The organism is Rhodococcus sp. NPDC058532 (genome assembly GCF_042719255.1).
Classification (GTDB): Bacteria; Actinomycetota; Actinomycetes; order Mycobacteriales; family Mycobacteriaceae; genus Rhodococcus_G.
On record NZ_JBHXNU010000010.1, the window covers coordinates 17,289 to 40,320 of the forward strand.

Genomic DNA, 23,032 nt, shown 5'->3' on the forward strand with positions numbered 1-23,032 from the left:
CTACGTCCGCCCGATCAGGCGGACGGACATTTCCCGCATCTCGATCTTGCGCACCTTGCCGGTGACGGTCATCGGGAACTCGTCGACGACATGGACGTACCGCGGAATCTTGTAGTGCGCGAGCTGCCCGGTGCAATAGGCGCGCAGGGTGTCCGCGTCGAGGGGGGTTGCGCCGTCCCGCATTCGCACCCACACCATCAGTTCCTCGCCGTACTTGGTGTCCGGGACCCCGATCACCTGCGCGTCGAGGACGTCGGGGTGGGTGTAGAGAAACTCCTCGATCTCGCGGGGATAGATGTTCTCACCGCCGCGGATCACCATGTCCTTGATCCGTCCGGTGATCGCGACGTACCCGTCGGTGTCCATCACCCCGACGTCGCCCGTGTGCATCCACCGGGCACCGTCAATCGCCTCGGCACTCTTCTCCGGGTCATTCCAGTACCCGAGCATCACCGAGTACCCGCGGGTGCACAGCTCACCGGGCTCACCCCGGGCCACCGTCAATCCCGTTGCCGGGTCGACGATCTTCACCTCGAGGTGCGGTCCGACCCGGCCGACCGTGGACACCCGCTGGTCGACGGTGTCGTCGGCGCGGGTCTGCAGCGACACCGGCGAGGTCTCGGTCATCCCGTAGCAGATGGATACCTCGGTCATGCCCATCTGCTCCATCACCTGCTTCATCACCTCCACCGGGCACGGCGAGCCCGCCATGATGCCGGTGCGCAGGCTCGACAGGTTGTAGTCGGCGAAGCCGGGGTCGGCGAGTTCCGCGATGAACATCGTCGGCACCCCGTACAGCGACGTGCAACGCTCGGCCTGCACCGCGGCGAGCGTCGCCGCCGGGTCGAAGGCGGGCGCCGGGATCACCATCGCCGCACCGTGACTGGTGCAGGCGAGGTTGCCCATCACCATCCCGAAGCAGTGATAGAACGGCACCGGGATGCACACTCGGTCCAGTTCGGTGTAGTGGCAGAGCTCGCCGACGAAGTAGCCATTGTTCAGGATGTTGTGGTGACTGAGTGTCGCACCCTTCGGGAAACCCGTTGTCCCCGAGGTGTACTGAATGTTGATTGGATCGTCCGCGGACAACCCGGCCTGGGCCGTCCGCAGTGCGGACGGGTCGGCGGCGTGCAATTCCCGGCCCTCCTCGAGCAGCGCCAGCCAGTCGGGACTGCCGAGCAGGATCACCGAGCCGAGCGCGGGGCAGGACGGCCGCACCTCCTCGATCATCGCCGCGTAGTCGGAGGTCCGGAACTGGGCCGCGGAAATCAGCATCACGATGCCCGCCTGTTCGAGGACGTACCGCAGTTCGTGCGACCGGTAGGCGGGGTTGATGGTGACCAGGATCGCGCCGATCTTTGCTGTCGCGTACTGCACGATCGCCCATTCCGGGCAGTTCGGCGCCCAGATACCCACCCGGTCACCCTTCGCGACCCCGCGGTCCAGCAGACCCGCCGCGATGGCGTCCACGTCGGCGGCGAACTGCGTGTACGTCCAGCGGCGACCGCTGGCGTGGTCGACGAGCGCATCCCGGTCGCCGTGGGCGGCGACGGTCCGGTCCAGGTTGTCGCCGATGGTGTCCCCCAGCATCGGGGCGTCCCACACTCCCGACGCATAACTGGGCAGCGTGGGTGAGCCCGACCCGTCCACTGCTGCGGCATCCGACACGGTCCCGGTCATTGCTGGTCCTCCTTCACGTCCGGCCACCGAGGCCGCCGGACGGGGTGCAATCGAAACTACTCGCATGGGTGTGATCCACGACATAGTCCGTCGGATCGGCTGCCGGCAACTGTCCGAGAACAGGACATCCGACCCGACGGACGTCGTCCTACAGCGTCAGGTCCTTGGTCTCGACCAACGCGCGGGTGCAGACGAAGCTGAGCACCGCCAGCGCGGCAAGCAGCACACCGATCGCGATGCCCCCGAACGAGGCCGCGAGCGGCGCCGCGAGCAGCGGCGGGATCGCGCCGCCGAGCACCCCCGCCAGGTTGTAGCCGAGCCCGGCGCCGGTGTAGCGGTAGCGGGTCGCGAACATCTCCGGGAGCAGCGCTCCGCACGGCCCATAGGCGATCCCGAAGATCGCGAGGGTGCCGAACATGCCGATCGCGAACGCCGCCGGGCTGCCCGAGTCGAGGATCGGGAACAGCGCCAACGCCCAGACGAACGCGGCGACACAGGACGCCATGATCACCCTGCGGCGGCCGATCCGATCGGAGTACAGGGCGGACACCACGATGGCGGCGCCGAATACGACCGCCGATGCGATGCCGACCGACAGCACGAACGGTCGCGAGAAGCCGAGGGTCGTTGTGCCGTAACTGGTGAGGAACGCGGTGCCCATGTAGAAGAACGCAAACAGGGTGGCAAGGGCGCCCGCGGACAGCAGGATCTCCTTGCTCTGATGCCGCCAGGCGTCGGCGAACGGTAGCCGGGCGCTCGATGTGTCGGCCTGGGTGGCCCGCGTGGCCTGGTTGGCCCGGAACACCGGCGTCTCCTCGATCGCGAGCCGCATGTACAGGCCGATGCCGACGAGCACGATCGAGAAGAGGAACGGCACCCGCCAGCCCCAGGTCAGGAACGCCTCGTTGGTGTCGCCGAGCACCGCGCCGGTGGCGAGGAACGTCCCCGACGAGAGGATGAACGCGATCGCGGGGCCCAGCTGCGGGAACATCGCGTACAGGCCGCGTTTGCCGGGCGGCGCGTACTCGGCGGTGAGCAGGGTCGCGCCCGCCCATTCGCCGCCGACGGCGAACCCCTGTGCGAAGCGCAGCAGCACCAGAATCACCGGGGCCGCGACACCGATCGTCGCCGCACTGGGCAGCAGGCCGATCAGCAACGTGGAGATGCCCATCAACAGCAGGGTGGAAACCAGGGTCTTCTTGCGCCCGATCCGGTCACCGTAGTGCCCGAACAGCATGGCACCGACCGGCCGCGCGACGAACGCGACCGCGAAGGTGGCGAACGAGGCCACGGTTCCCGCGGTGGATCCGAGCGCGGGGAAGAACACGGTCGGGAAGACGAGTGCCGCTGCCGTCCCGTAGATGAAGAAGTCGTAGAACTCGATGGTCGTGCCGATGCAGCTGGCGACCGCCACCCGGCGCACGCTCGTCCGCGTCGCGGGCGCGGTCGCGACGGCCTTCGCAGGGTCGGCGGACACTCCCGGGGGTGCCGGGTCGGACGAGACTGTGGTCATGGGTCCTCTTCTCGCAGTGCGGGGTCCCCGGCCCAGATCGCCGGGGTTGCGAGAAAAGGTAGTGACGCGGCTCACCCCCAAACCACCCCCGAAAGGGGGGAGGGGTGAGCCGCGTCACACCTAGGTCAGCGGCCCGCCGCGCTGAGGATCTCCGTGCGCAGCTCCGACCACACGACCGCGTACGCGCCAGCGTCCGCGACGGTGTCGGCGAGCAGTTCCTGGTAGCGCGCGAGCCGCGGCACGTAGGCGGAGACGTCGTCGAACACGTCGGCGGCGCGGCGGTCCAGGTCCGCGAGCTTGTCGGGGTCGCCGCTCGCGTCGGAGAACTCGGCGTCCAGCGGCTCGAACCGCTCGACGACCTCCGCGAACAGGAACTCGTCGATCGACACCCGTTCGGCGTCGAGCTGGGTGTCGAGCTCGGTGACTCCCTCCGCGGTGAGGGTGACCGAGCCTGCGTCGTCGGCGACGGCCCGGCCCATCTCGACCAGGGCGGTGAGCGCTGCCTGCGCGGAGGACTCCCCCACCCCAAGCTGCACGGCGAGCACCGGCGGCGTCACCGCGCCCTTGAGCCGCACCGACTGCAGTAGGGCCAGCTCATCCACGTTGCCTGCGAAGGCCATTGCGCATCTCCTCTGTCGTGTCGCCGCGCGTTCGCCGCGGCGGTGGGGCTTCATCATCTCGCGCCCCGGCGCGGCGGCGGCAGCTACCCGACCCGACCCCGGGGCTATAGCCCGGTGAGGAAGCCGTCGTCACGCCACCACCAGCACACCGATCAGCGCGACGACGGCGACCCACACCGTGGACAGCGCGGCGAGAACGACCGGGCGCGGGCCCATCGACCTGAGCAGGCTCAGCCGAACGCCGAGGCCGAGCGCGAACATCGCGGCGGCCAGCAGCGCGGTCTGCACCGGCCCGGCGATGTCGAGGACCTGCTGCGGGAGCAGTCCGGTCGAGCGCAGTGTCACGCATGCGAGGAAGCCGACGACGAACATCGGCACCAGCGGCGGCTGCGTTCCTTCGCCCCTCGCCATTCGACCGCCGGTGACCATTCGACGCTGCCGGGCTCCGAGATACGCCATGACCGGCGCGAGCATCAGGACCCGGGCCAGCTTGACGACGGTCGCGACGGCGAGCGCGCCACCGCCGATGACGCCGCCCGCGGCGACGACCTGCGCGACTTCGTGGATCGACGCGCCCGCCCACATCCCGGACTGCCGGTCGGTGAGCCCGAGCATCCGCGCGAGGAGGGGGATCGCCGGGATCATCACGGTCCCGAAGACCGCAACGAGCGCCACCGCGGTGAGCAGTTCCTCCTCCTTCGCGTTGACGACGCCGTCGGTCGCGGCGACCGCCGCGGCACCACAGATCGAGAAGCCGCACGCGATCAGGATCCGCTGCGTCCACGACAACCCGAGCAGCGCACCCACCCACATCGTGCCCGCGATGCCGGCGACGACGACCGCCACCACGACCGCGATCACCCCCCAGCCAAGGTCGGCCACGTCGCTGAACATCAGTTGCAGGCCGAGCAGGGCCACCCCCACCCGGAGGAGTCGCTTCGCGGAGAAGTCGAGGCCGGGACGAATCCTGGCGGGCAGCGCCACCAGGTTCGCCAGCAAGGCACCCGCCACGATCGCGATGAGGAGGGGGCTGACCGCGGGGACCAGCCGGCCGATGCCCATCGCGAGCGCGGCACCGAACGCGCACACCGCGACGCCGACGACCGTGCCAACGGCGCGGGACCGGGGGGTCGCCGCGGAGACGGCGGGCGGGGTGGGGGGTGCACCGACATCGCTGGACATGCCATGAACACTGGCGCACGCCTGGTCGTTCCGGTAGCCCTCGATCCGCCATGGCTACATATCGTTCCGATATGGGCACGCGCTTTAGGCATACACTTTCGATATGAAGATGCGGTGGCCCGACCTGGACGTCCTGGAACTACTGGTTGGTGTCGACGATCACGGGAGCCTCAGCGCGGCAGCAAAAGTGGCCGGCGTCGCGCAACCGAACGCGAGCCGGGCGATGAAGCGTCTCGAGGCGCAGGTTGGCGCGCCGCTCCTGCTCCGCAGACCGACCGGTTCCACGCTGACCGCGGAGGGCACCGTGCTCGCGCACTGGTCGAGGAAGGTGCTCGCCGACGCGAGGCACCTGATCGACGTCGCGGCGGGCATGCGGGAGAGACGTGCCGCTGAACTGACAATCAGTGCGAGCATGACGGTGGCCGAACACCTGCTGCCCGGCTGGCTCGGCCGGTTCCGTCAGCAGAACCCGGACGTCACGGTGCACCTGCAGGTTCGCAACTCGACCCTGGTGTTCGACGACGTCATCGGCGGCGCCTGCGATGTCGGCTTCGTCGAGTCGCCGACGGTGCCCCGCGGACTGCACACCGTCGCGGTCGCCCGCGACCGACTGGTGGTCGTGGTCGACCCCGGACATCCGTTGGCCCGGCGCAGGAAGCCGCTCACGATCGGCGAACTCGCACGAACCCCCCTCGTGGTCCGGGAACCCGGATCGGGTACCCGCACCACCCTCGACGTCGCGCTGCACGAATACGACCGCGCCGCACCACTTCTGGAACTCGGCAGCGCGGCAGCGATCCGGACGAGCGTGCTCGGCGGCGTCGGCCCCGCGGTGCTGAGCACCCTCGCCGTCGCCGACCAGGTGGCGGCGGGGGACCTCAAGGTCGTCGAGGTGGCGGAGCTGCACCTCGACCGGATCCTGCGCGCGGTGTGGCGCCCGCCCCGGCAACTGGAGGGACCGGGCGGCGATCTGGTGCGCATGGTCCGGCGGTGACCCGCGGCCCAGCCGTCACGGACGGCGTTGGACGGGGCAGGCGTCGGCGGCCTCCGCGACGATCTGCGGGACGACCGCGGGCCCGGGTCGCCGTCCGGCCTCCCACTGCTGACCGGTGATCGGGTCGGCGACGGCAAGCATCCCGAGCTCCGCCGCGGCGAAAGCGCGTCCGCGGCTGAGGAAGCGCAGCCCCTCGGGCGATTCGAGACTGAACCCGGAGCCCCGGCCGGGGACCGCGTCGATCACCAACTGGGTGTGCTTCCACAGCTCGAACTGCGGCCCGGAGATCCACACCGGTACCGCGTCGGCACCGTCCGGCAGGTCCACCGCCCGCTCCCCCACCCGCAGCCGAAGGTCGAGCAGCCCGACGAGAATGTCCCGGTCCCCCACGATGAACTCCCCGACCGGATAGCACATCGGTGCGGAACCGTCGCAGCACCCGCCGGACTGGTGCATCATCACCCCGCCGTGCGCGGCGACCAGCAGGCGCAGCAGATCCGCGGCCGCCTCGGTGGCGACGATCCTCGGCGGCGGGTCGGCCGCTGCCTTCGTCGTATCGACCATGGTGCGTTCCGTCCGTTCGTGTGGTGGGTCCCGGGAGCGGACTTCTGCTGTGCCCGTGCGGAAACGGAGGGGCGGCGCCCGCCGACGAGGGGGTATCGGCGGGCGCCGCGTTATTCCGCCGGCCGAGGGAGCCGGAGGAAGCGGGGCATCAGAAGAAGCCCTGCGCCTTGGGTGCGTAGCTCACCAGCAGGTTCTTGGTCTGCTGGTAGTGGTCGAGCATCATGTGGTGGTTCTCGCGTCCGATGCCGGACTGCTTGTATCCTCCGAACGCCGCGTGCGCGGGGTACTGGTGGTAGGTGTTCGTCCACACCCGCCCGGCCTGGATGTCGCGCCCGGCGCGGTAGGCGACGCCACCGTCCCGGGACCACACCCCGGCCCCGAGCCCGTACAGGGTGTCGTTGGCGATCGAGATGGCCTCGTCGTAGTCCTTGAACGAGGTCACCGACACCACCGGGCCGAAGATCTCCTCCTGGAAGATCCGCATCCTGTTGTTGCCGGTGAAGACGGTCGGCTGGATGTAGTAGCCACCGGACAGGTCGCCGCCGAGATCCGCCCGCTCACCGCCGGTGATCAGCTTCGCCCCCTCGGACTTCCCGATCTCGATGTACGAGAGGATTTTCTCGAACTGGTCGTTGGACGCCTGCGCGCCGATCATCGTGTCGGTGTCGAGCGGGTCGCCCTGCCGGACGGCCTTGGTGCGGATCGCGGCCATCGCCAGGAACTCGTCGAAGATGTCCTCCTGGATCAGCGACCGGGACGGGCAGGTGCACACCTCGCCCTGGTTCAGGGCGAACATCGTGAACCCCTCCAGGGCCTTGTCCTGGTAGTCGTCGTTCGCGGCGAGCACGTCGGAAAAGAAGATGTTCGGGCTCTTGCCGCCGAGTTCGAGGGTGACCGGGATCAGGTTCTGCGAGGCGTACTGCATGATCAGCCTGCCGGTGGTGGTCTCGCCGGTGAAGGCGATCTTCTTGATCCGCGGGCTGGACGCGAGCGGCTTGCCCGCCTCGGTGCCGAACCCGTTCACGATGTTGACCACACCGGGCGGCAGCAGGTCCCCGATCAGGGAGAACAGGTAGAGGATCGACGCGGGGGTCTGCTCAGCCGGCTTGAGCACCACGGCGTTGCCCGCGGCCAGCGCGGGCGCCAACTTCCAGGTCGCCATCAGGATCGGGAAGTTCCACGGGATGATCTGCCCGACCACGCCGAGCGGCTCGTGGAAGTGGTAGGCAACAGTGTCACCGTTGATCTCCGACAGCGACCCCTCCTGCGCGCGGATGGCGCCAGCGAAGTAGCGGAAGTGGTCGACGGCGAGCGGAATGTCGGCGTTCAGCGTCTCGCGGATCGGCTTGCCGTTGTCCCAGGATTCGGCGAGCGCGATCGACTCGAGATTCTCCTCGATGCGGTCGGCGATCCGGTTCAGGATCACGGCCCGCTCGGCGACGGGGGTCTTGCCCCAGGCGGGAGCGGCGGCGTGGGCGGCGTCGAGCGCCAGATCGACGTCCTCGGCGGTGCCGCGGGCGATCTCACAGAACGGCTGACCGGTGATCGGGGTGGTGTTCTCGAAGTACTGGCCCTTGACGGGGGCCACCCACTGCCCGCCGATGTAATTCTCGTAGCGGGACTGGAAGGACATGAGCGCGTCGGGCGAACCCGGGCGGGCGTACACGGTCATCGTCGAACTCCTCTGCTGCGGTCGGTCCCGCGGTGTGATCCGGAACACTATGAGCGGAACACTACGAGCCGGGGGGTTGCAACGGGGTTGCGACCGGGAGCCGTCACCCGCCCAGCTGTTCGTCGAGGATCGCGATCCTGGCCCTGACCTGGTCGTACATCGGCGACCGCGGATCGATCGAGGACAGGTACGCCGCCCAGGCCGCCGAGTCCCCGCGCCCGTCCGGGGTTGCCGTCCACCGCGCGAGCAGGCGTTGCTCGCCGGACCGCAGCAGCGCCGCCTGCATGCGGGCCCGGACCTGTTCGCGGATCTCCTCGACGCCCGGCGCATCCGACCCGGGCAGCACCGGGCCGCGGTACGCGGCGAGCGCCGCGGCCGCATCACCGGCCTCGAGGGCGCGGCGCACCTCGTCGACATCGGTGTCGAGATCGACGAGCAACCGATACGGGCGGGACCCGAGCCCGTCGGCCCCAAAAACCTTCCGCAGCCGCGACATCTCGGCGCGGATCGTGACGGCGTCGAGTTCGACCTCGTCGAGCAGGACGGACAACTGGTCACCGGACAGCCCCTCGGCGTGCTGCGCGAGGAGTAGCAGGATCTCCGCGTGCCTGCGCGACAACGGAATACGATCGCCGCCGCGGATCAACGTCGGTCGACCGGAACCGAGGACCGCCAGCCGGGGTGCTGCCGATCCCGGCGTCGCGAGGCCGGGTGCTTGCGCCCCGAGCAGCCGTGGCGAGTTCAGCAGGTGCAGCCGCAGCTCGGCCTCCGCCGCCGCAACCGTCGCCCGAACCAACGCAAGCACCTGCGGCTGCGCCACCTCGGGGCCGCCGGTGATGTCGATGGCACCGAGGATCCGCCCACTCGCCGGGTCGTGCACCGGGGCCGCCGAACAGCTCCAGTCGTGGACGGCGGCGCTGAAGTGCTCGGCCCCGAAGATCTGCACGCACTGGTCGACCGCGAGGGCGGTGCCCGGCGCGTTGGTGCCGACGCGATCCTCGCTCCAGTCCGCGCCCTCGACGAAGCGCATCGCGACCGCGCGGTCCTTCGCCCCGGAATCCCCCTCGACCCACAGCAGCCGCCCGGCGGCATCGCTGATCGCGACCAGCAGCCCGGTGTCCGCGACGTCCTCGACCAGCAGCCTGCGGACCACCGGCCGCACCAACGCCATCGGGTGGGCGGCGCGGTAGCCGCCGAGTTCCACCCCGCCCAGCGGGTCCTCGTCGCCGACGGACCGCGGGTTCACGCCCCGGTCCCGGCTGCGCACCCACGAGTCGAACACCACCGGCCTGACCGACGGTCCGGCGCCGGGGCCACCGGTCCGGGTGTCCGCACCCTCAACGAACGAGCGGTGCGCGGAGGAGACCGTGCGGGCGAGTTCAGCGACATCGTCACCCGGCCGAACGGCCACCCAGGGGTTGCCGCGGGCACCGGCCCGTGCGGTAGTGGTCAAGGAGATTCCTCTCGGCGTCGTCCCACCACTGTAACGCCAGTCACACCGGGGCGGCCGTCGCTCCGCCACCGGATCTGCTGGTCAGACGTCCAGCAGCGCGACGAACTCCGCGACCCGTTCCCCGATCATCACCGTCGTCGCGTGCGGGCCGCGGGTCGGGAGGGACGGCATCACCGAGCCGTCCGCGATCCACAGCCCGTCGACGCCGTGCACCCGGCAGCGGTCGTCGACGACGGCGTCCGGATCGTCGGGCGCACCGATCGAGCAGCCGCCCGACAGGTGCATCGAGGTGCCGAAGGTCGCGGACGCGTCGGTCAGGCTTCGTGGGTCGAGCAGCCCGGTGAACGCCGGACCGCGGAGCAGGTCCTCGGCGAGCGCGACTCCCGCGCGCAGCGCCGCCCGGTCCGCGGCCGCCTCCAGGTATCGGTACCGCACCAGCGGCGGGGCGGCGGGGTCGGCGGCCGTCAGCACGATCTCACCGCGGCTGCGCGGGCGCATCAGCGCCACCCCGATCCGGGCGAGCGGGTCGTCCACGCCGGGGATCGCCTCGCCGAACGTGGCGGTGTAGGGCCGCACCTCGACCGGCTCCCCGTCGAGCTCGGCCGCGAGGACCACCTCGAGGATCGCCCGGTCCGCACGGTGCGGCGGTGCGGCGGTCCTGCGGTAGCCGACGGTGACCTCGGGGTGGTCCTCGAACGCCCGTCCGACGCCGGGGAGGTCGACGCGCACCGGGATGTCGTGCACCGAAAGTTGTTGCGCGGAACCAACTCCGGAATGCATCAGCAGGTGCGGTGTTCCGACCGCGCCCGTGCACAGCACCACCGTCGACGCCCGCAGCACCCGGCGAACGCCACCCGACTCGACCTCGACGCCGGTGGCCCGGTGCCCGGACAGCTCCACCCGCCGCGCGGCGGTGTCGGTGAGCACCCGCAGGTTCGGCCGGCCGGTGTGCGGGGCCAGGTAGGCGGTCGCGGTGCCGATCCGCAGACCGGCGCGCGCGTTGAGCGGCACCGGGCCTGCGCCGTCGGCGTCGGGTTCGTTCAGGTCCGCCCGGTAGCCGAAGCCCGCCCGGTCGGCGGCGTCGAGGAAGGCCGTACTGATGGGGTGCCGCTCGTCCGGAGCGGTTCTGGTGACGGGAACCGGACCGGTGTCACCGTGCCAGCGTCGGTCCCCGAACGGATCGGTCTCGAGCCGGCGAAAGTACGGCAACACCGACGCGTACGACCACGACGGCGGCCACCGCTCGAAGTCCGCTGCGGTGCCGCGAAGGAAGTAGCCGCCGTTGACGGCACCGGACCCGCCGAGCATCCGGCCCCTCGCCAGCACCGTCTCCGGCGCGCCGTCCCGCAGCCGCGCCGGGTATCTCCCGACCACGTCGCTGTGCGGCCCGACCGGCAACACCCCGAGCGGGCCCGGCCCGACGACGCCGGGGCCCGCCTCGATCAGGATCACCGTGCGCTCGGGATTCTCGCTGAGCCGCGCGGCAACGACGCACCCCGCCGATCCGGCGCCAACCACGATCACGTCCGCCGCCAGCGGCTCCGCCGCCCGTGCGTGGTTTTCACCCCCATCGGGGGGAAAATCACGCACAGTTCCGGGCACCGGGTGCGCCGCTCGTCACCTGGTCAGGCGGGGCTTCAGTGCGGCCAGGCTGCGGTGCGTGACGGCACCGCGCCACAACCCCGCCCCGTAGGCAAGGTCGTCGAGACGCTTGTAGGCGATGTGCCGGACCGGACCGAGCCCTTCCGGTTCGCGGTGCGTCCACCAGTCGGCGGCACCCTCCGCGACCGCGACGGCAACCACCGCCCGGCGGACCCGCCGGGAACAGACGGCCGCGAGCACCGTGACCGGCCAGTAGTGCCTGCACACCGCGGACGCGAGCTGCCACGCCCCACCGGCCATCCCCTGGATCGCGAGCACCGTCGCGATCCGCGTCGGCCTGTCGAGTTCCCCGAAGGTCCGGCGCAGCCGGATCACCGTCGTCGCCTGGGTGACCGCGGCGGCGACCACCCCGAACCGGGTGCCGGTCGCCGCGAACACCCAGGCGACGAGGGTCCACCACGACATCGCCAGTGGCGGCACCAGCCCATGATGACGGGCCGCCAACGGTGCCGCACCCGTCCCGTAGAACATCTTGCGCCCGAACCATTTCCGGAACGACACCCGGTGGTCGTGCGCGACGTGGGAGATCGGCTCGTACCGCAACCGCCAGCCCGCGTCGTGCAGGCGCCAGCAGAGGTCAACATCCTCGGCGACGCGCATCGACTCGTCGAAACCACCGCACTCGTCCAGCGCGCGTCGGCGCACCAGCATCGCCGCGCTCGGCACGTACGACACCGCGCTCCCCGCCCGGACCGGCCCCTCCTTGCGCCCAAGGTCGAGAGAGGAGCGTGCGTGCTCGTAGCGCGCCAACGCTCCCCCCGCCGGTTCGAGTGCCACGATCCGTGGCGCGACCATCGCGACCGCGGGGTCGCTGAAGTGGCCGAGCATCGCCTCGAGCCAGCCGGTCCGGGGCACCACGTCAGAGTCCAGGAAGGCGACGAACCCCGTTGTGGCCAGGGCCATCCCGGTGTTCCGCGCGGCGGCCGGTCCGCGCGCCTCGGAATGCCGCACCACGGTGATCTCCCCGCGCCCGCCCTGCACCGGGGGCGAGATCACCGGCTCCGCGGATCCGTCGTCGACGACGACGACGTTCAGCCCACGCAGGGCGGGGAGGAGCCGGTTGAGCCCGGCAATGTTGTCCCGGACCGGGACGACGACGGTGACGTCGTGGTTGGGCGGTGAGCTCATCGGCCGCGGGTTGGCGACCCCGGAGTCGAGCAGGTGCCGCGCGACCTCCGCCGACTGGGGATCGACGACCTTCAGGTAGCCGTCGCCGATCATCGCGGCCGCGGTGGGAGCCAGTTTGAGCATCCGGGTGGGGGATCCCCCGATCAGCACCCGTCCATCGGAGAACGTGCGCACCGTCGGATCGAGTCGCACACCGAATCCATCGGGTAGTCGAGCTTGGCGCATCAGGCGATCGTATTCGGATCTGCTCTCACCGCAACATCCCGTGCTCATCCGGCTGCCACCGCCCGGCCGCCGCGACCGCGCGGCCGCACATCTGATCGAACAGCAGTGCCCCCTCGACGGCATCGGCATCCGTCGGATCGCCGAGAATCCCGTTCGCGCTGACCGCGGCGACACCGCCAGCCCGCAGCCGCGGCATCAGCTCCGCGATCGGCCGTGGATCACCCGCCTCGACCCGGTCCATCCGCACCTTGTCCGGCGAAAGATGCAGCAACAGTGCGGTTTCGGTTCGACCTGCGTGGGCGTCGGCGCCCGGTACCGCGCACGGCAGCCAGGCCGCGTCGCGGCCCTCGTACCGGAGCAGCGTCACCGCCTCCGCGAGCGCAGGTGCGTTGCCGCCGTGCCCGTTGACGAACAACACGCGCGGCGACCAGCGACACGCCGACCGTCCGTACTCGACGATCAGAGTGCGCAGCACCTCGGCACCCAGCGACACGGTCCCGGCGAACCCCTCGTGCTCGCCGCTGGCGCCGTACGCGATCGCGGGTGCGAGCCGCAGACCCGGCAATGCCCCGGCAACCGCCGACGCGATCCTGGTGTCGGTGTCGAGGGGCAGGTGCGGGCCGTGCTGTTCGAGCGACCCGACCGGGACCGCCAGCGCGGGCCTGCCGTCCGCGATCTCGGGCCAGGTGGCGTCGGCGAGGGAGGTGGGCATGCCTGCCAGGGTAGGCCGCGTCCTGCCGCCGCCTCCACCCCCGGCACGCCGCCGCGTGCTGGCGGCCGGGTCAGAGGGAGAGAGCAACCCGATACCCCTCCCGGACCGCGGCGTCGGCACGCCGGGGCGACAGCGCATCCCCGATGCGATGCACCTCGAATCCGCTGCCGGACAGTTCTTTCCACAACTGGTCCACCGGACGTTGGTGCACCGCGCACACGACCGCGTCAAACTCGACCTGCTCCACCACACCGGTGGGGTGATGGAGCAGGTGCACGCGGATCCCCGTCCCGGTGTCGGCGATCCCGGTCGGGACGGTGTCGGTTCGTTCGACGACGCCCGCCGCGTGCGCGCGACGCTGCCAGCCCTCCATGTCCAGGGTCAGGCCGAGGTCCTGCCCGACAATCATCCCCGGAGTCGCGATCGTGACCCCGGCACCGCGGGCAGCGAGTGTCTCGGCGACCGACGTGCCCTGATGGAATCCCAACTCGTCGAACACCAGGACCCGGCCTGTCGGGTGGACGCCGCCGTCGAGAACGTCCCGCACGTCGACGACCCGGTCGCTGCCGCCCGACCACGCCGGCCGCGACGGCCGGGCCCCCGTCGCGACGATCACCACCTCCGGGGCCAGTGCCAGCACCAGCGCGGCGTCGACGGCAACGCCGGTGCGCATCGTGACGCCGGATCGCAGGCACTCGCGTTCCAGATTCGCTGTCAACTCCCCGAACTCGGCTCGGCCCACGGCCGCCGCTGCGGTACGCACCTGCCCCCCGAACCGGGGTGCGCGTTCGTACAGGGTGACGGCATGGCCGCGCTGGGCGGCGGTGGCGGCGGCTTGCAGCCCGGCGGGTCCGCCCCCGACCACGACCACCGCGCGGCCGCGGCGCCGCGGCATCGGCAGCGGCACCGATTCCCGTCCCGCCGCCGGGTTTTCAATGCAGCCGAGCCACCGGTTCAACCCGACCCTGCCGATGCACTCCTGATTGCATCCCAGGCACGCCCGAATCTCCTCGGGGCGCCCGGTCGCCGCCTTCACGGCGAAGTCGGGGTCCGCGATCTGGCCGCGGACCACACCGACCAGGTCGCACTGCCCCTCCGTCAGGGCCTGCTCGGCCTGGACGGGACCGGTGAACCGCCCGACCCCGACGACGGGGAGGGACACGGCGCGGCGAATCGCGTTGGGAATGAACAGGGCGTAGCCGTTCGGCACCGCCATCGACCCCTCGATCAGGTGCAGCGTCTCGGTGGCCATCCCGATGGATGTGTTCAGATAGTTCACCGCGCCGGTTGCCTCGACCATCGTCGCCACCGCGACCGCCTCGTCGAGATGGATGCCGTTCGCGATCGCCTCCTCCCCGGTCAGTCGCACGCCGAGGACCAGGTCCGGTCCCAACGCCGCCCGGACCGCGGCGATCACCTCGAGCAGCGGCCGGGCCCGATGCGCGAGCGACCCGCCGTAGCCGTCGGAACGCAGGTTCGTCTGTGGGGACAGGAACGCGCGCAGGATCGAGGACTGCGACGCTTGAATCTCGACGCCGTCGAATCCGCCAGCACGACAGTGGGTTGCGACGCGCGCGTAGCCGTCGACGAGGTCGGCGAGGTCGGCGGCGTCCACCTGTCGGGGGACCTCGCGGAACAGTGGATCGGGGACGGGGCTCGGCGCCAACAGCGGAAGGCCGGAGTACATTCCCGACCCCTGGCCACCATTGTGGTTGAGCTGCGCGAGGATCACCGCCCCGTGCTCGTGGACGGCATCGGTGATCCGGCGGTATCCGGCGATCACCTCGGGGCGGTGACCGTGGATCACCTTCTCGTACGGCCAGTCGGTCGGGTGGACGCACTGCTCCTCGGTGATGATCAGTCCGGCACCACCCCGCGCCCGGGCCGCGTAGTAGTCGGCGTGCTGCCCGGTGGGCAGGCCATCGACGGCGGCGTTGGTCAGGTGCGCGGTGAACACGAGCCGGTTGCGCACCGTCCGGGGGCCGAGGGTCAGCGGCGCCAGCAGCCTCGGGAAGCTCACCGCGCCCACCCGGACATCAGGCGCGCGGCGGCACCGCGGCCCTCCCGGACTGCCTCGGCGATGGTGCGCGGTGCGACGCGGTCGCCGCACGACTGTGCGCCGCGCCGCTCGAGGTGCCTGCCCAGTGCCTCGTCGGGGACCCGGTGCCCACAGTCGACAATGACCGCCGCCCGGACCGTGCTCCGCTCCCCCGTGTGCACCTGTTCGAGTTCAACTGCGCCACCGACGATGTCGACGATCCTGCTGCGCAGGTGGCGGGTCACCGCGGACCGCTGCAGCCGGCCGTTGGCGTCGGCGAGGTCGCCGGTGCGCCCGAGGCCGGTGCCGATCACCGGATCCGGGGTCGCGATCGCGACCGGGTGGCCGCCTGCCGCGAGATGCTCGGCCACCGCGACCCCCACCGGGCCACCGATCGGATCCCACACCAGCACCGCCCCGGTGACGGCGTGCGCGGCGTCCAGGACGTCCGGTGCGGTGCGCACCGGCACGCTGCCGTCCCCCGGCACCGGCCACGGCGCGGCGACGCTGCCGGTGGCGAGCACCGTCGCATCGGCGTCCGTGACATCGGATTCGGTGATCTCGCGGCCCAGTTCGATGCGGACCCCGAGGCGGTGGCACTCGCGGGCGAGCCAGTCGGTGATCGCGGCCAGCCGCGTCAGGTTTCCGGTCGCCGCGCGGGCAACCATGCCGCCGAGCCGATCTCGGCGCTCGACCAGCCGGACCCGATTCCCGGCCGCGGCAAGCACCCGAGCCGCCTCCAGACCTGCGGGACCACCACCGACGACCAGCACCTCCCGCGTCCCGGGGTGACGGTGCCCCTCGCCCGGTCCAACGGCGTGATGGTGCCCTTCACCCGGGGTGGTGGTGGGGTTGCCGATGCAGGTGACGATCGGGTTGCGGGGGTCGCGCACCAGGCAAGTCTGGTTGCACAGCACGCACGGACGGGGGGCCCGGCCGCCGCGGACGGCAGCGACCAGGTCGGGGTCGGCGATCTGCGCGCGGGTCATCTCGACCAGGTCGGCAACCCCGTCGCCGAGCGCGCTCTCCGCGGCCGCGGCGTCGATCACGCTGCCCTGCAGGACGATCGGAACGGTGGTGGCCGCGCGGATGCGGCGGGTCGGTTCCACGGTGAACATCGGCGGGGTGTGCGCGTCCGGCCGGTACCGGGTCGCGGTGGTCGGACCGCCGCGCACCACGGTGAGCAGGTCGATCGACTCACCGAGCGCGCCCACCTGGTCGACCGCGTCGTCGAGGGTGATCCCGCCCCACGACGTCAGTTCATCGCAGCTCAGCCGGAGGGCGAGGATCCGGCCAGTGCCGAGCACGGCCCGGACCGCCGCGATCACCTCGTGCAGCAGGCGCGCGCGATCCTCGCCGTAGCCGTCCGACCTGAGGTTGGTGAGCGGCGAGAGGAACTGGCGCAGCAGGGCCGCCGGACCCGCGTCCAGCTCGACACCGTCCACGTCCGCCGCGACCGCCCGCGCTGCGGCGGCCGCGAAACCGGTGATCACCTCGCCGATCTCCCGGTCTCCCATCTCGGCGGGCAGCTCACGGGTCACCACGTCCGCGATCGGGGAGGGGCCCCACAGGACCGACTGCGAGTATGCGCTCGTCCCCTGCAGACCGGCGTGGCCGAGCCCGGCGAGGACCAGGGTTCCGTGCGGGCGGCAGGCGGTAACGATGTCACGCCAGCCGGATTCGGACTCCGCGGCCAGTGGTGCCCGCTCATACGGGTGGTCGTCGGCACGCACCGACGCCACCTCGGTGACGATCACGCCGCACCCGCCGCGCGCCCTCGCCTCGTAGTAGTTCGTGTGCCGGGACGAGAACGCCCTCCCGACACCGAGGTTCGTCTCATGAGGACCGAAGACCACCCTGGAGGACGCGGTGCGCCCGGCCAGGGTGGTCGTCGAGGTCAGCAGGCCTGAGCCGGTTGGCAGGTCAGGGCCCGTCAGGTCAGAGCCCGAGGTCGCGGCGGAAGCCGTCGGGGATGACCAGGTCCGTCGGGGACAGGTCCGCGACACTGGAGTGCCCGAGCCCGAGGACGGCGGAGTCGACACCACCGCGCAGGATGTCGAGAACGTTCTCGACACCGGCCTGCCCGTTCGCGGCGAGGCCCCACAGGTAGGCGCGGCCGATCATCACGGCCCGGGCGCCGAGGGCGAGGGCCTTGACGACGTCGGAACCGCGGCGGATGCCGCCGTCGAGGACCACCTCGAGCTGCTCGCCGACGGCCTCCGCGATCGCGGGCAGCGCCCGAATCGGGGCGGGGGTGCCGTCCAGGTTGTTGCCGCCGTGGTTCGAAACCGAGATCGCGGTGCAGCCCGCGTCGACGGCGCGCTTGGCGTCGTCGACCCGCATGACGCCCTTGAGCATGAACGGACCGTCCCACTGCTCACGCAGCCAGGCGACGTCCTCCCAGGTGGGCAGCGGGGTCCCCATCCACTCCCCGTAGGCACCGAAGAACGTCGGCGCTGGGCCGCCGTCCGCCGGGGCGAGGTTCGGGGTGGTCAGGTCCGGGATGGCGCCGGAACGGACGAACTGCGACAGCCACTTCGGGTGCAGCAGGCCCTGCAGGGCGTTCGCCTTCATCGCGGCGAAGTCCATCTTCTCCGGGATCGACGGGGAACCCCAGTCGCGGCCCATCGAGAACGACCAGTCCAGGGTCATGATCAGGCCGGTGGCGCCCGCCTTCTTGGCGCGCTCCATCCGGTGCAGCAGTTCGTCTCTGGTGCCGACCCAGTACATCTGGAAGAAGGTCTGCGGGTTCGCCGCCGTCACCTCCTCGACGGACTTGCTGGCGAATGAGGACAGGCCCATCGCGATGCCCCGCGCTGCGGCCGCCCTGGCAACGGCGACCTCACCGTCGGGGTGCACGGCCTGCACACCGGTCGGGGAGATCATGACCGGGAACGACAGCGGCTGCCCCATCACGCTGGTGGACAGTTCGCGCTTGTCCGACAGGCCAGCGACATGCGGAGCGAACCCGAGCTCGCCGAAGGCGTCGATGTTGTCGCTGGTGGTCAGGCCCTTCTCGGAACCGGCGACCAGCGCCATGTACACCGGCTTCGGGAGCTGCTTCTTCGCCCGCCGCTGCGCCTCGGCAACGGTCTCGAACCAGGCATTCTTTGCCATCGATATTCCTCTATTTCATTCCCGCGAGCGGGTTTTCGTCACAGATCTTGGCCGGAGGCCGGGTGGTCAACAGGGTCAGCGGGACCGGCGCCTGCGGGATGCGGCGCTCGGCGCGCTTCCCGGTCCTGGAGTGATCCTGGCTGGACTTCGGGACGCTACGGTCCGCGGCAAGGGCCGATTCACCGTATCCCTGAACACATTCGGGGTCCGGGCCGTCCATCGGCAGGCCGGTGAAGAACTTCGCCGCCATGCAACCGCCGCGGCAGGCGTCGTAGTGCGAGCACTTCGAGCAGGCGCCGCCGGTCTGCGGTGACCGCAGGTCCTGGAACAGTTCGGAGTGCTGCCACACCTGCTGAAAACCGCCGTCGGACACGATGTTTCCGGCGAGGAACTGGTCGTGGATCGCGAACGGGCAGGCGTACACGTCACCGATCGGGTCGATCAGGCACACCACCCGGCCCGCGCCGCACAGGTTCAGTCCGGGCAGCGCGTCGCCGTACGCGGACAGGTGGAAGAACGAGTCACCGGTCAGCACGCCCTCGCCGTTGGCGACGAGCCAGTCGTAGAGTTCACGCTGCTGCGCCTGGGTGGGGTGCAGCTCGTCCCAGACGTCCGCGCCGCGGCCGGACGGGCGCAGGCGGGTGATCCGCAGCGTCGCACCGTACGTGTCGGCGAGTGCCTTGAACTCGTCGAGCTGGCTCACATTCTGGCGGGTGACGACCACCGAGATCTTCGCGTCCTTGAACCCCGCCTCGGCCAGGTTCTCCAGCGCCCGCACCGCCATCGCGAACGAGCCGGGACCGCGGACCGCGTCATTGACCTCCGCGGTGGCGCCGTCGAGGGAGATCTGCACGTCGACATAGTCGGACGCGGCAAGGCGGGCGGCGACCTTCTTGTCGATCTTCACGCCGTTGGTGGAGAACTTCACGCCGACCTGGTGTGCGGTCGCGTAGTCGACCAGTTCCCAGAAGTCGGAGCGGACGGTCGGCTCACCGCCGCCGATGTTCACGTAGAAGACCTGCATCCGCTGCAGCTCGTCGATGATCGACTTGCACTGCTCGGTGGACAGCTCCCGCGGGTCGCGGCGGCCGGACGAGGACAGGCAGTGCACGCACGACAGGTTGCACGCGTAGGTCAGCTCCCAGGTCAGGCAGATCGGAGCATCGAGGCCGAGTTCGAACTGGTCGACCAGCCTGCCGACCGGGGCGGGTGCGGGTGGTTCCAAAACAGAGGTCATGGGCGCGGGTCCTCGTCAGACGAAGTGATGGGGCGGCGGCGTGAGGGGCTGCTCACGCGCGGCGGTTCAGGCGGCGGGGGCCGCGGCAGCGGGGACGATCATCTTCGACTCCGCGAGGGTTGCCAGGGCGCGGGCGTACATGTCGATGCGGGCGTCCTCGATGCCTGCGGCGCGGATCGCGCTGCGCGCGTCGGGATGGTCGGCCAGGGACTTCACGATGCCGACGATGGTCACGTTCTTGAGGAAGGACAGCTTCCTGGTCCCGAAGTGGTAGAGCAACGCCCCGAAAGGTTCGGGGCGAAGCGCCACCTGCGGGTGCAGCTGCCACCCGGTGTCGAGATTCACGATCAGTACACGCCGCACATGCCGTCGATCGACACCTCTTCCACCAGGGACTCCTGGACGAGCTCGGTTTCGTTGACTGCGGACTCGCGAGCGTCGGACATCGACATGCCTCCTGTGTCAGGGTTGTTCCGGTCGCAGCTGGAGCGCTGTGACTCGGCTCACCACATTAATGGCATCGAGTGCAGAAAGAAAGGCGGGAGTAGAAGTTGACGCGTACCCGCAGGTCAGGGACCGGACGCATCGGCCGTCGGCCGTCCACCACCCCCGATCTGATCAGCAACATCGCGATCGGTTTGTTCGCCGAGCATGGCTTCGACGAGACCAGCGTCGACCAGATCGCGGAGGCGGCCGGGATCGCGCGGCGCACCTTCTTCCGGTACTTCCCCTCCAAGAACGCGGTGCCCTGGGGCAACTTCGACACCCACCTGGCCGAGATGCGCGATCACCTGGCGAACCTACCGCGCGATGTTCCCCTCGCCGACGGCCTGACCCGGGCGTTGCTCGAGTTCAACGACTTCCCAGCGGACGTGGCGCCGATTCACCGCCAACGCATGGAGGTGATCCTCAACGTGCCCGCACTGCAGGCCTACTCGATGGTCATGTACACGGGCTGGCGCGCGGTGATCGCGGAATATGTCGCGGCACGGACCGGCCTGGAGGCGACCGATCACCTGCCGCGCACCGTCGGGTGGACCGTCCTCGGGGTCGCCCTCGCGGCGTACGAGCAGTGGCTCACCGACGAGTCCCTCGAGCTGCCCGACCTGCTGCGCGCGGGCAGCGCAACGCTGGGCGCAGGGCTGGCGGCGGTGCCCGTCGTCTGATCGGGGGCACCGCGCGGATACCTCCTTTTCGCTCGACCCGGTCCCCGCACCGCCGATACGCCCTAAACTTGGACGCGGGATGGACACCAGCCGTCCCACCGATCGTCATGAGGCACACGATGACGGAGAAGTCCGTGATCTTGGGTCGGCCGTCCGGTCGCAACGCCGGCGCCGATTCACGGACACCCGGCTCCACACACGGCAACCTGTCCGAGCAGGAGATCGTGGAGGCGGCCCTGCGCGTGATCCACCAGGACGGGCTGGACAAGCTCTCGATGCGGCGCCTGTCCCGCGAGCTCGGCGTGTCCGCGATGGCGCCCTATTACTACGTCTCCGACAAGGACGAATTGCTCGAGCTGGTCGCGACCGCCGCGCTCGACGGCGTCGCCGCCCCGCCGCCGGGTCCGGACTGGGCGGAACGCCTGCGCACCCTCATCGACCAGATCGACGAGCGCCTGTCGACCTATCCCGGGCTCGGGGAGGTGCTGCTCGAGCGGATGCTGCGATCCCAGCGTCACCTGGTCGCGCTGGTCATGGAGATCCTGTTCGACGCCGGATTCGACGAGCGCAGCGTCTACTGCGCGTATGCGACGATCCACACCTACCTGTTCGGCCGCAGCGGCGTCTCCACGCAGGATCCCCCGGTCCCGGACCGGACGGGGCTGCCCGAGGTGATCGCCCGCGCCACCCGGCGCCTCGACGAGATCCATGGCCGCGACGTCTACCGGTTCGGGGTCGCGACCATCATCTCCGGCCTGCAGGCGCAGCTGGAGCGGCAGGGACACTCGCCGTCGTCCTGAGCGGGTCCCGATTATCGGGAATGGGGCGGCACAAATTACGATCCAGCTGCTTCGATGGTGTCTGCTAGGCTAAAAACTAGAACACGTTCCAGAATGTGCCCAGTCGCACACCCCGCCGTCCCTGCATCCGCAGAGCCCCGAGAGGATCGACCACGATGACCACAGTTGACATGCCGCACAGCTCCAGGTCGGTTGTGCTCACCGTGTCGGGCGTCGTCGAGGAAACCGCAGACGCACGTTCGCTGGTGTTCACCGTCCCGGACGAGCAGCGCAGCCGCTTCGAGTACAAGCCGGGCCAGTTCCTCACCCTGCGCATCCCCAGCGATCGCACCGGCTCGGTCGCCCGCTGCTACTCGCTGGCCAGCTCGCCGTTCACCGACGGCGACCCGAAGGTCACGGTCAAGCGCACCCTCGACGGCTACGGCTCGAACTGGCTGTGCGACAACATCGCGGTCGGCGACACGATCGAGGTGCTGCCCCCGTCCGGCGTGTTCAGCCCGAAGTCCCTCGACCACGACTTCCTGCTCTGGGGCGCAGGCAGCGGCATCACCCCGGTGATCTCGATCCTCAAGTCGGCGCTGAGCCAGGGCAGCGGCAAGGTCGTCCTGATCTACGCGAACCGCGACGAGAACTCGGTGATCTTCCGGGACGAGCTGCGCGCCCTCGCCGCCCAGTACCCGACCCGGCTGACCGTCGTGCACTGGCTCGAGTCGCTGCAGGGCCTGCCGACGCCCGACCAGTTCGCCACCCTCGCGGCCCCGTTCACCGGCTTCGAATCGTTCATGTGCGGGCCCGGCCCGTTCATGGACACCGTGCACAAGGCGCTCGCCGAGGCGGGCGTGCCGCGGACCCAGGTGCACGCGGAGGTGTTCAACTCCCTCGCGGGCGACCCCTTCAAGGACGTCGAGGTCGAGGAGGTCACCGCCGAGGAGGCCGCCGACGCCGCGACCGTGTCGGTCACCCTCGACGGCGAGACCCACGAGATGAGCTGGCCCCGCAAGCAGACCCTGGTCGACATCATGCTCGCGAAGGGCCTGGACGTCCCCTACTCCTGCCAGGAGGGCGAGTGCGGCTCCTGCGCATGCACCGTCCTCAAGGGCGAGGTGGAGATGGAGAACAGCGAGATCCTCGACCCCGAGGACATCGCCGCCGGATACATCCTCGGCTGCCAGGCCCGCCCGGTCACCGACCGACTCGAGATCGAGTTCTAGCACCTCCCGCGGCGGGGGGGGGGGGGAGTGGTGCGAGGGGATGGCGCCCGCCCTCTTC

At 70.5% G+C, this 23,032-nt stretch carries 20 protein-coding genes; 4 read left to right on the forward strand and 16 right to left on the reverse strand.

What is annotated here, in order from left to right; translation table 11 throughout:
- The 4 genes from ACFWQG_RS13385 to ACFWQG_RS13400 form a co-directional block, all read right to left on the reverse strand.
- Nucleotides 1-1,680, reverse strand: coding sequence for an AMP-binding protein (locus ACFWQG_RS13385; RefSeq protein ID WP_378508114.1), 1,680 nt, complete (start codon nt 1,678-1,680; stop codon nt 1-3).
- Nucleotides 1,681-1,828: 148 nt separating this feature from the next.
- Nucleotides 1,829-3,193 (reverse strand): MFS transporter, encoded by a 1,365-nt coding sequence (locus tag ACFWQG_RS13390; RefSeq protein WP_378508115.1) that lies wholly within the window; start codon nt 3,191-3,193, stop codon nt 1,829-1,831.
- Nucleotides 3,194-3,318: 125 nt separating this feature from the next.
- The gene (locus tag ACFWQG_RS13395; protein WP_378508116.1) at nt 3,319-3,813 is read right to left on the reverse strand and encodes a hypothetical protein; all 495 of its coding nucleotides are present in this window, start codon (nt 3,811-3,813) and stop codon (nt 3,319-3,321) included.
- Nucleotides 3,814-3,942: 129 nt separating this feature from the next.
- The gene (locus ACFWQG_RS13400) at nt 3,943-4,995 is read right to left on the reverse strand and encodes a YeiH family protein (RefSeq protein WP_378508117.1); all 1,053 of its coding nucleotides are present in this window, start codon (nt 4,993-4,995) and stop codon (nt 3,943-3,945) included.
- A 103-nt stretch (nt 4,996-5,098) separates the two neighbouring features.
- Between ACFWQG_RS13400 and ACFWQG_RS13405 the strand changes: the two genes are divergently transcribed.
- On the forward strand, nt 5,099-5,989 hold the full coding sequence (locus ACFWQG_RS13405; protein WP_378508118.1) for a LysR family transcriptional regulator: 891 nt from the start codon (nt 5,099-5,101) through the stop codon (nt 5,987-5,989).
- 15 nt (nt 5,990-6,004) lie between these two features.
- Here ACFWQG_RS13405 and ACFWQG_RS13410 read toward each other — a convergent pair whose 3' ends face one another.
- From ACFWQG_RS13410 to mftA, 12 genes are all read right to left on the reverse strand, one after another.
- Nucleotides 6,005-6,553, reverse strand: coding sequence for a DUF779 domain-containing protein (locus ACFWQG_RS13410; protein ID WP_378508119.1), 549 nt, complete (start codon nt 6,551-6,553; stop codon nt 6,005-6,007).
- Nucleotides 6,554-6,701: 148 nt separating this feature from the next.
- On the reverse strand, nt 6,702-8,225 hold the full coding sequence (adh, locus tag ACFWQG_RS13415) for an aldehyde dehydrogenase (RefSeq protein WP_378508120.1): 1,524 nt from the start codon (nt 8,223-8,225) through the stop codon (nt 6,702-6,704).
- Nucleotides 8,226-8,328: 103 nt separating this feature from the next.
- A complete protein-coding gene (locus ACFWQG_RS13420; RefSeq protein WP_378508121.1) occupies nt 8,329-9,678 on the reverse strand; it encodes a transcriptional regulator in 1,350 nt (449 codons plus the stop codon).
- A gap of 81 nt (nt 9,679-9,759) precedes the next feature.
- The gene (gene mftG, locus ACFWQG_RS13425) at nt 9,760-11,202 is read right to left on the reverse strand and encodes a mycofactocin system GMC family oxidoreductase MftG (RefSeq protein ID WP_378508122.1); all 1,443 of its coding nucleotides are present in this window, start codon (nt 11,200-11,202) and stop codon (nt 9,760-9,762) included.
- A gap of 93 nt (nt 11,203-11,295) precedes the next feature.
- Entirely contained in the window at nt 11,296-12,693 is a 1,398-nt protein-coding gene (mftF, locus tag ACFWQG_RS13430) for a mycofactocin biosynthesis glycosyltransferase MftF (RefSeq protein WP_378508123.1), read from the reverse strand.
- A gap of 25 nt (nt 12,694-12,718) precedes the next feature.
- Nucleotides 12,719-13,405, reverse strand: coding sequence for a mycofactocin biosynthesis peptidyl-dipeptidase MftE (gene mftE, locus ACFWQG_RS13435; protein ID WP_378508124.1), 687 nt, complete (start codon nt 13,403-13,405; stop codon nt 12,719-12,721).
- 70 nt (nt 13,406-13,475) lie between these two features.
- Nucleotides 13,476-15,425 carry a mycofactocin system FadH/OYE family oxidoreductase 2 gene (locus tag ACFWQG_RS13440; protein ID WP_378508125.1) on the reverse strand — a complete coding sequence of 650 codons (1,950 nt, stop codon included), beginning with the start codon at nt 15,423-15,425 and terminating at the stop codon, nt 13,476-13,478.
- Complete coding sequence (locus ACFWQG_RS13445) at nt 15,422-17,365, reverse strand: mycofactocin system FadH/OYE family oxidoreductase 1 (protein WP_378508269.1); 1,944 nt, start codon at nt 17,363-17,365, stop codon at nt 15,422-15,424. Before ACFWQG_RS13445 ends, ACFWQG_RS13440 begins: the two co-directional genes overlap by 4 nt.
- Nucleotides 17,366-17,381: 16 nt before the next feature.
- Nucleotides 17,382-18,560: a pre-mycofactocin synthase MftD gene (mftD, locus tag ACFWQG_RS13450; RefSeq protein WP_378508126.1), complete on the reverse strand. Its 1,179-nt coding sequence runs from the start codon at nt 18,558-18,560 to the stop codon at nt 17,382-17,384.
- A gap of 10 nt (nt 18,561-18,570) precedes the next feature.
- Nucleotides 18,571-19,797 carry a mycofactocin radical SAM maturase gene (mftC, locus tag ACFWQG_RS13455; protein ID WP_378508127.1) on the reverse strand — a complete coding sequence of 409 codons (1,227 nt, stop codon included), beginning with the start codon at nt 19,795-19,797 and terminating at the stop codon, nt 18,571-18,573.
- Between the two features lie 66 nt (nt 19,798-19,863).
- Complete coding sequence (gene mftB / locus ACFWQG_RS13460; RefSeq protein ID WP_378508128.1) at nt 19,864-20,160, reverse strand: mycofactocin biosynthesis chaperone MftB; 297 nt, start codon at nt 20,158-20,160, stop codon at nt 19,864-19,866.
- A complete protein-coding gene (mftA, locus tag ACFWQG_RS13465; protein ID WP_378508129.1) occupies nt 20,145-20,243 on the reverse strand; it encodes a mycofactocin precursor MftA in 99 nt (32 codons plus the stop codon). The genes mftB and mftA overlap by 16 nt, the downstream gene beginning before the upstream one ends.
- A 105-nt stretch (nt 20,244-20,348) precedes the next feature.
- On the opposite strand from mftA, the gene mftR reads away from it, so the two are divergent.
- The 3 genes from mftR (at nt 20,349) to ACFWQG_RS13480 (ending at nt 22,974) form a co-directional block, all read left to right on the forward strand.
- Nucleotides 20,349-20,963 (forward strand): mycofactocin system transcriptional regulator, encoded by a 615-nt coding sequence (gene mftR, locus ACFWQG_RS13470; RefSeq protein ID WP_378508130.1) that lies wholly within the window; start codon nt 20,349-20,351, stop codon nt 20,961-20,963.
- Between the two features lie 119 nt (nt 20,964-21,082).
- Nucleotides 21,083-21,763 carry a mycofactocin system transcriptional regulator MftR2 gene (gene mftR2, locus ACFWQG_RS13475; protein ID WP_378508131.1) on the forward strand — a complete coding sequence of 227 codons (681 nt, stop codon included), beginning with the start codon at nt 21,083-21,085 and terminating at the stop codon, nt 21,761-21,763.
- Between the two features lie 155 nt (nt 21,764-21,918).
- Complete coding sequence (locus tag ACFWQG_RS13480) at nt 21,919-22,974, forward strand: 2Fe-2S iron-sulfur cluster-binding protein (RefSeq protein WP_378508132.1); 1,056 nt, start codon at nt 21,919-21,921, stop codon at nt 22,972-22,974.
- The last annotated feature ends 58 nt before the right edge of the window (nt 22,975-23,032 follow it).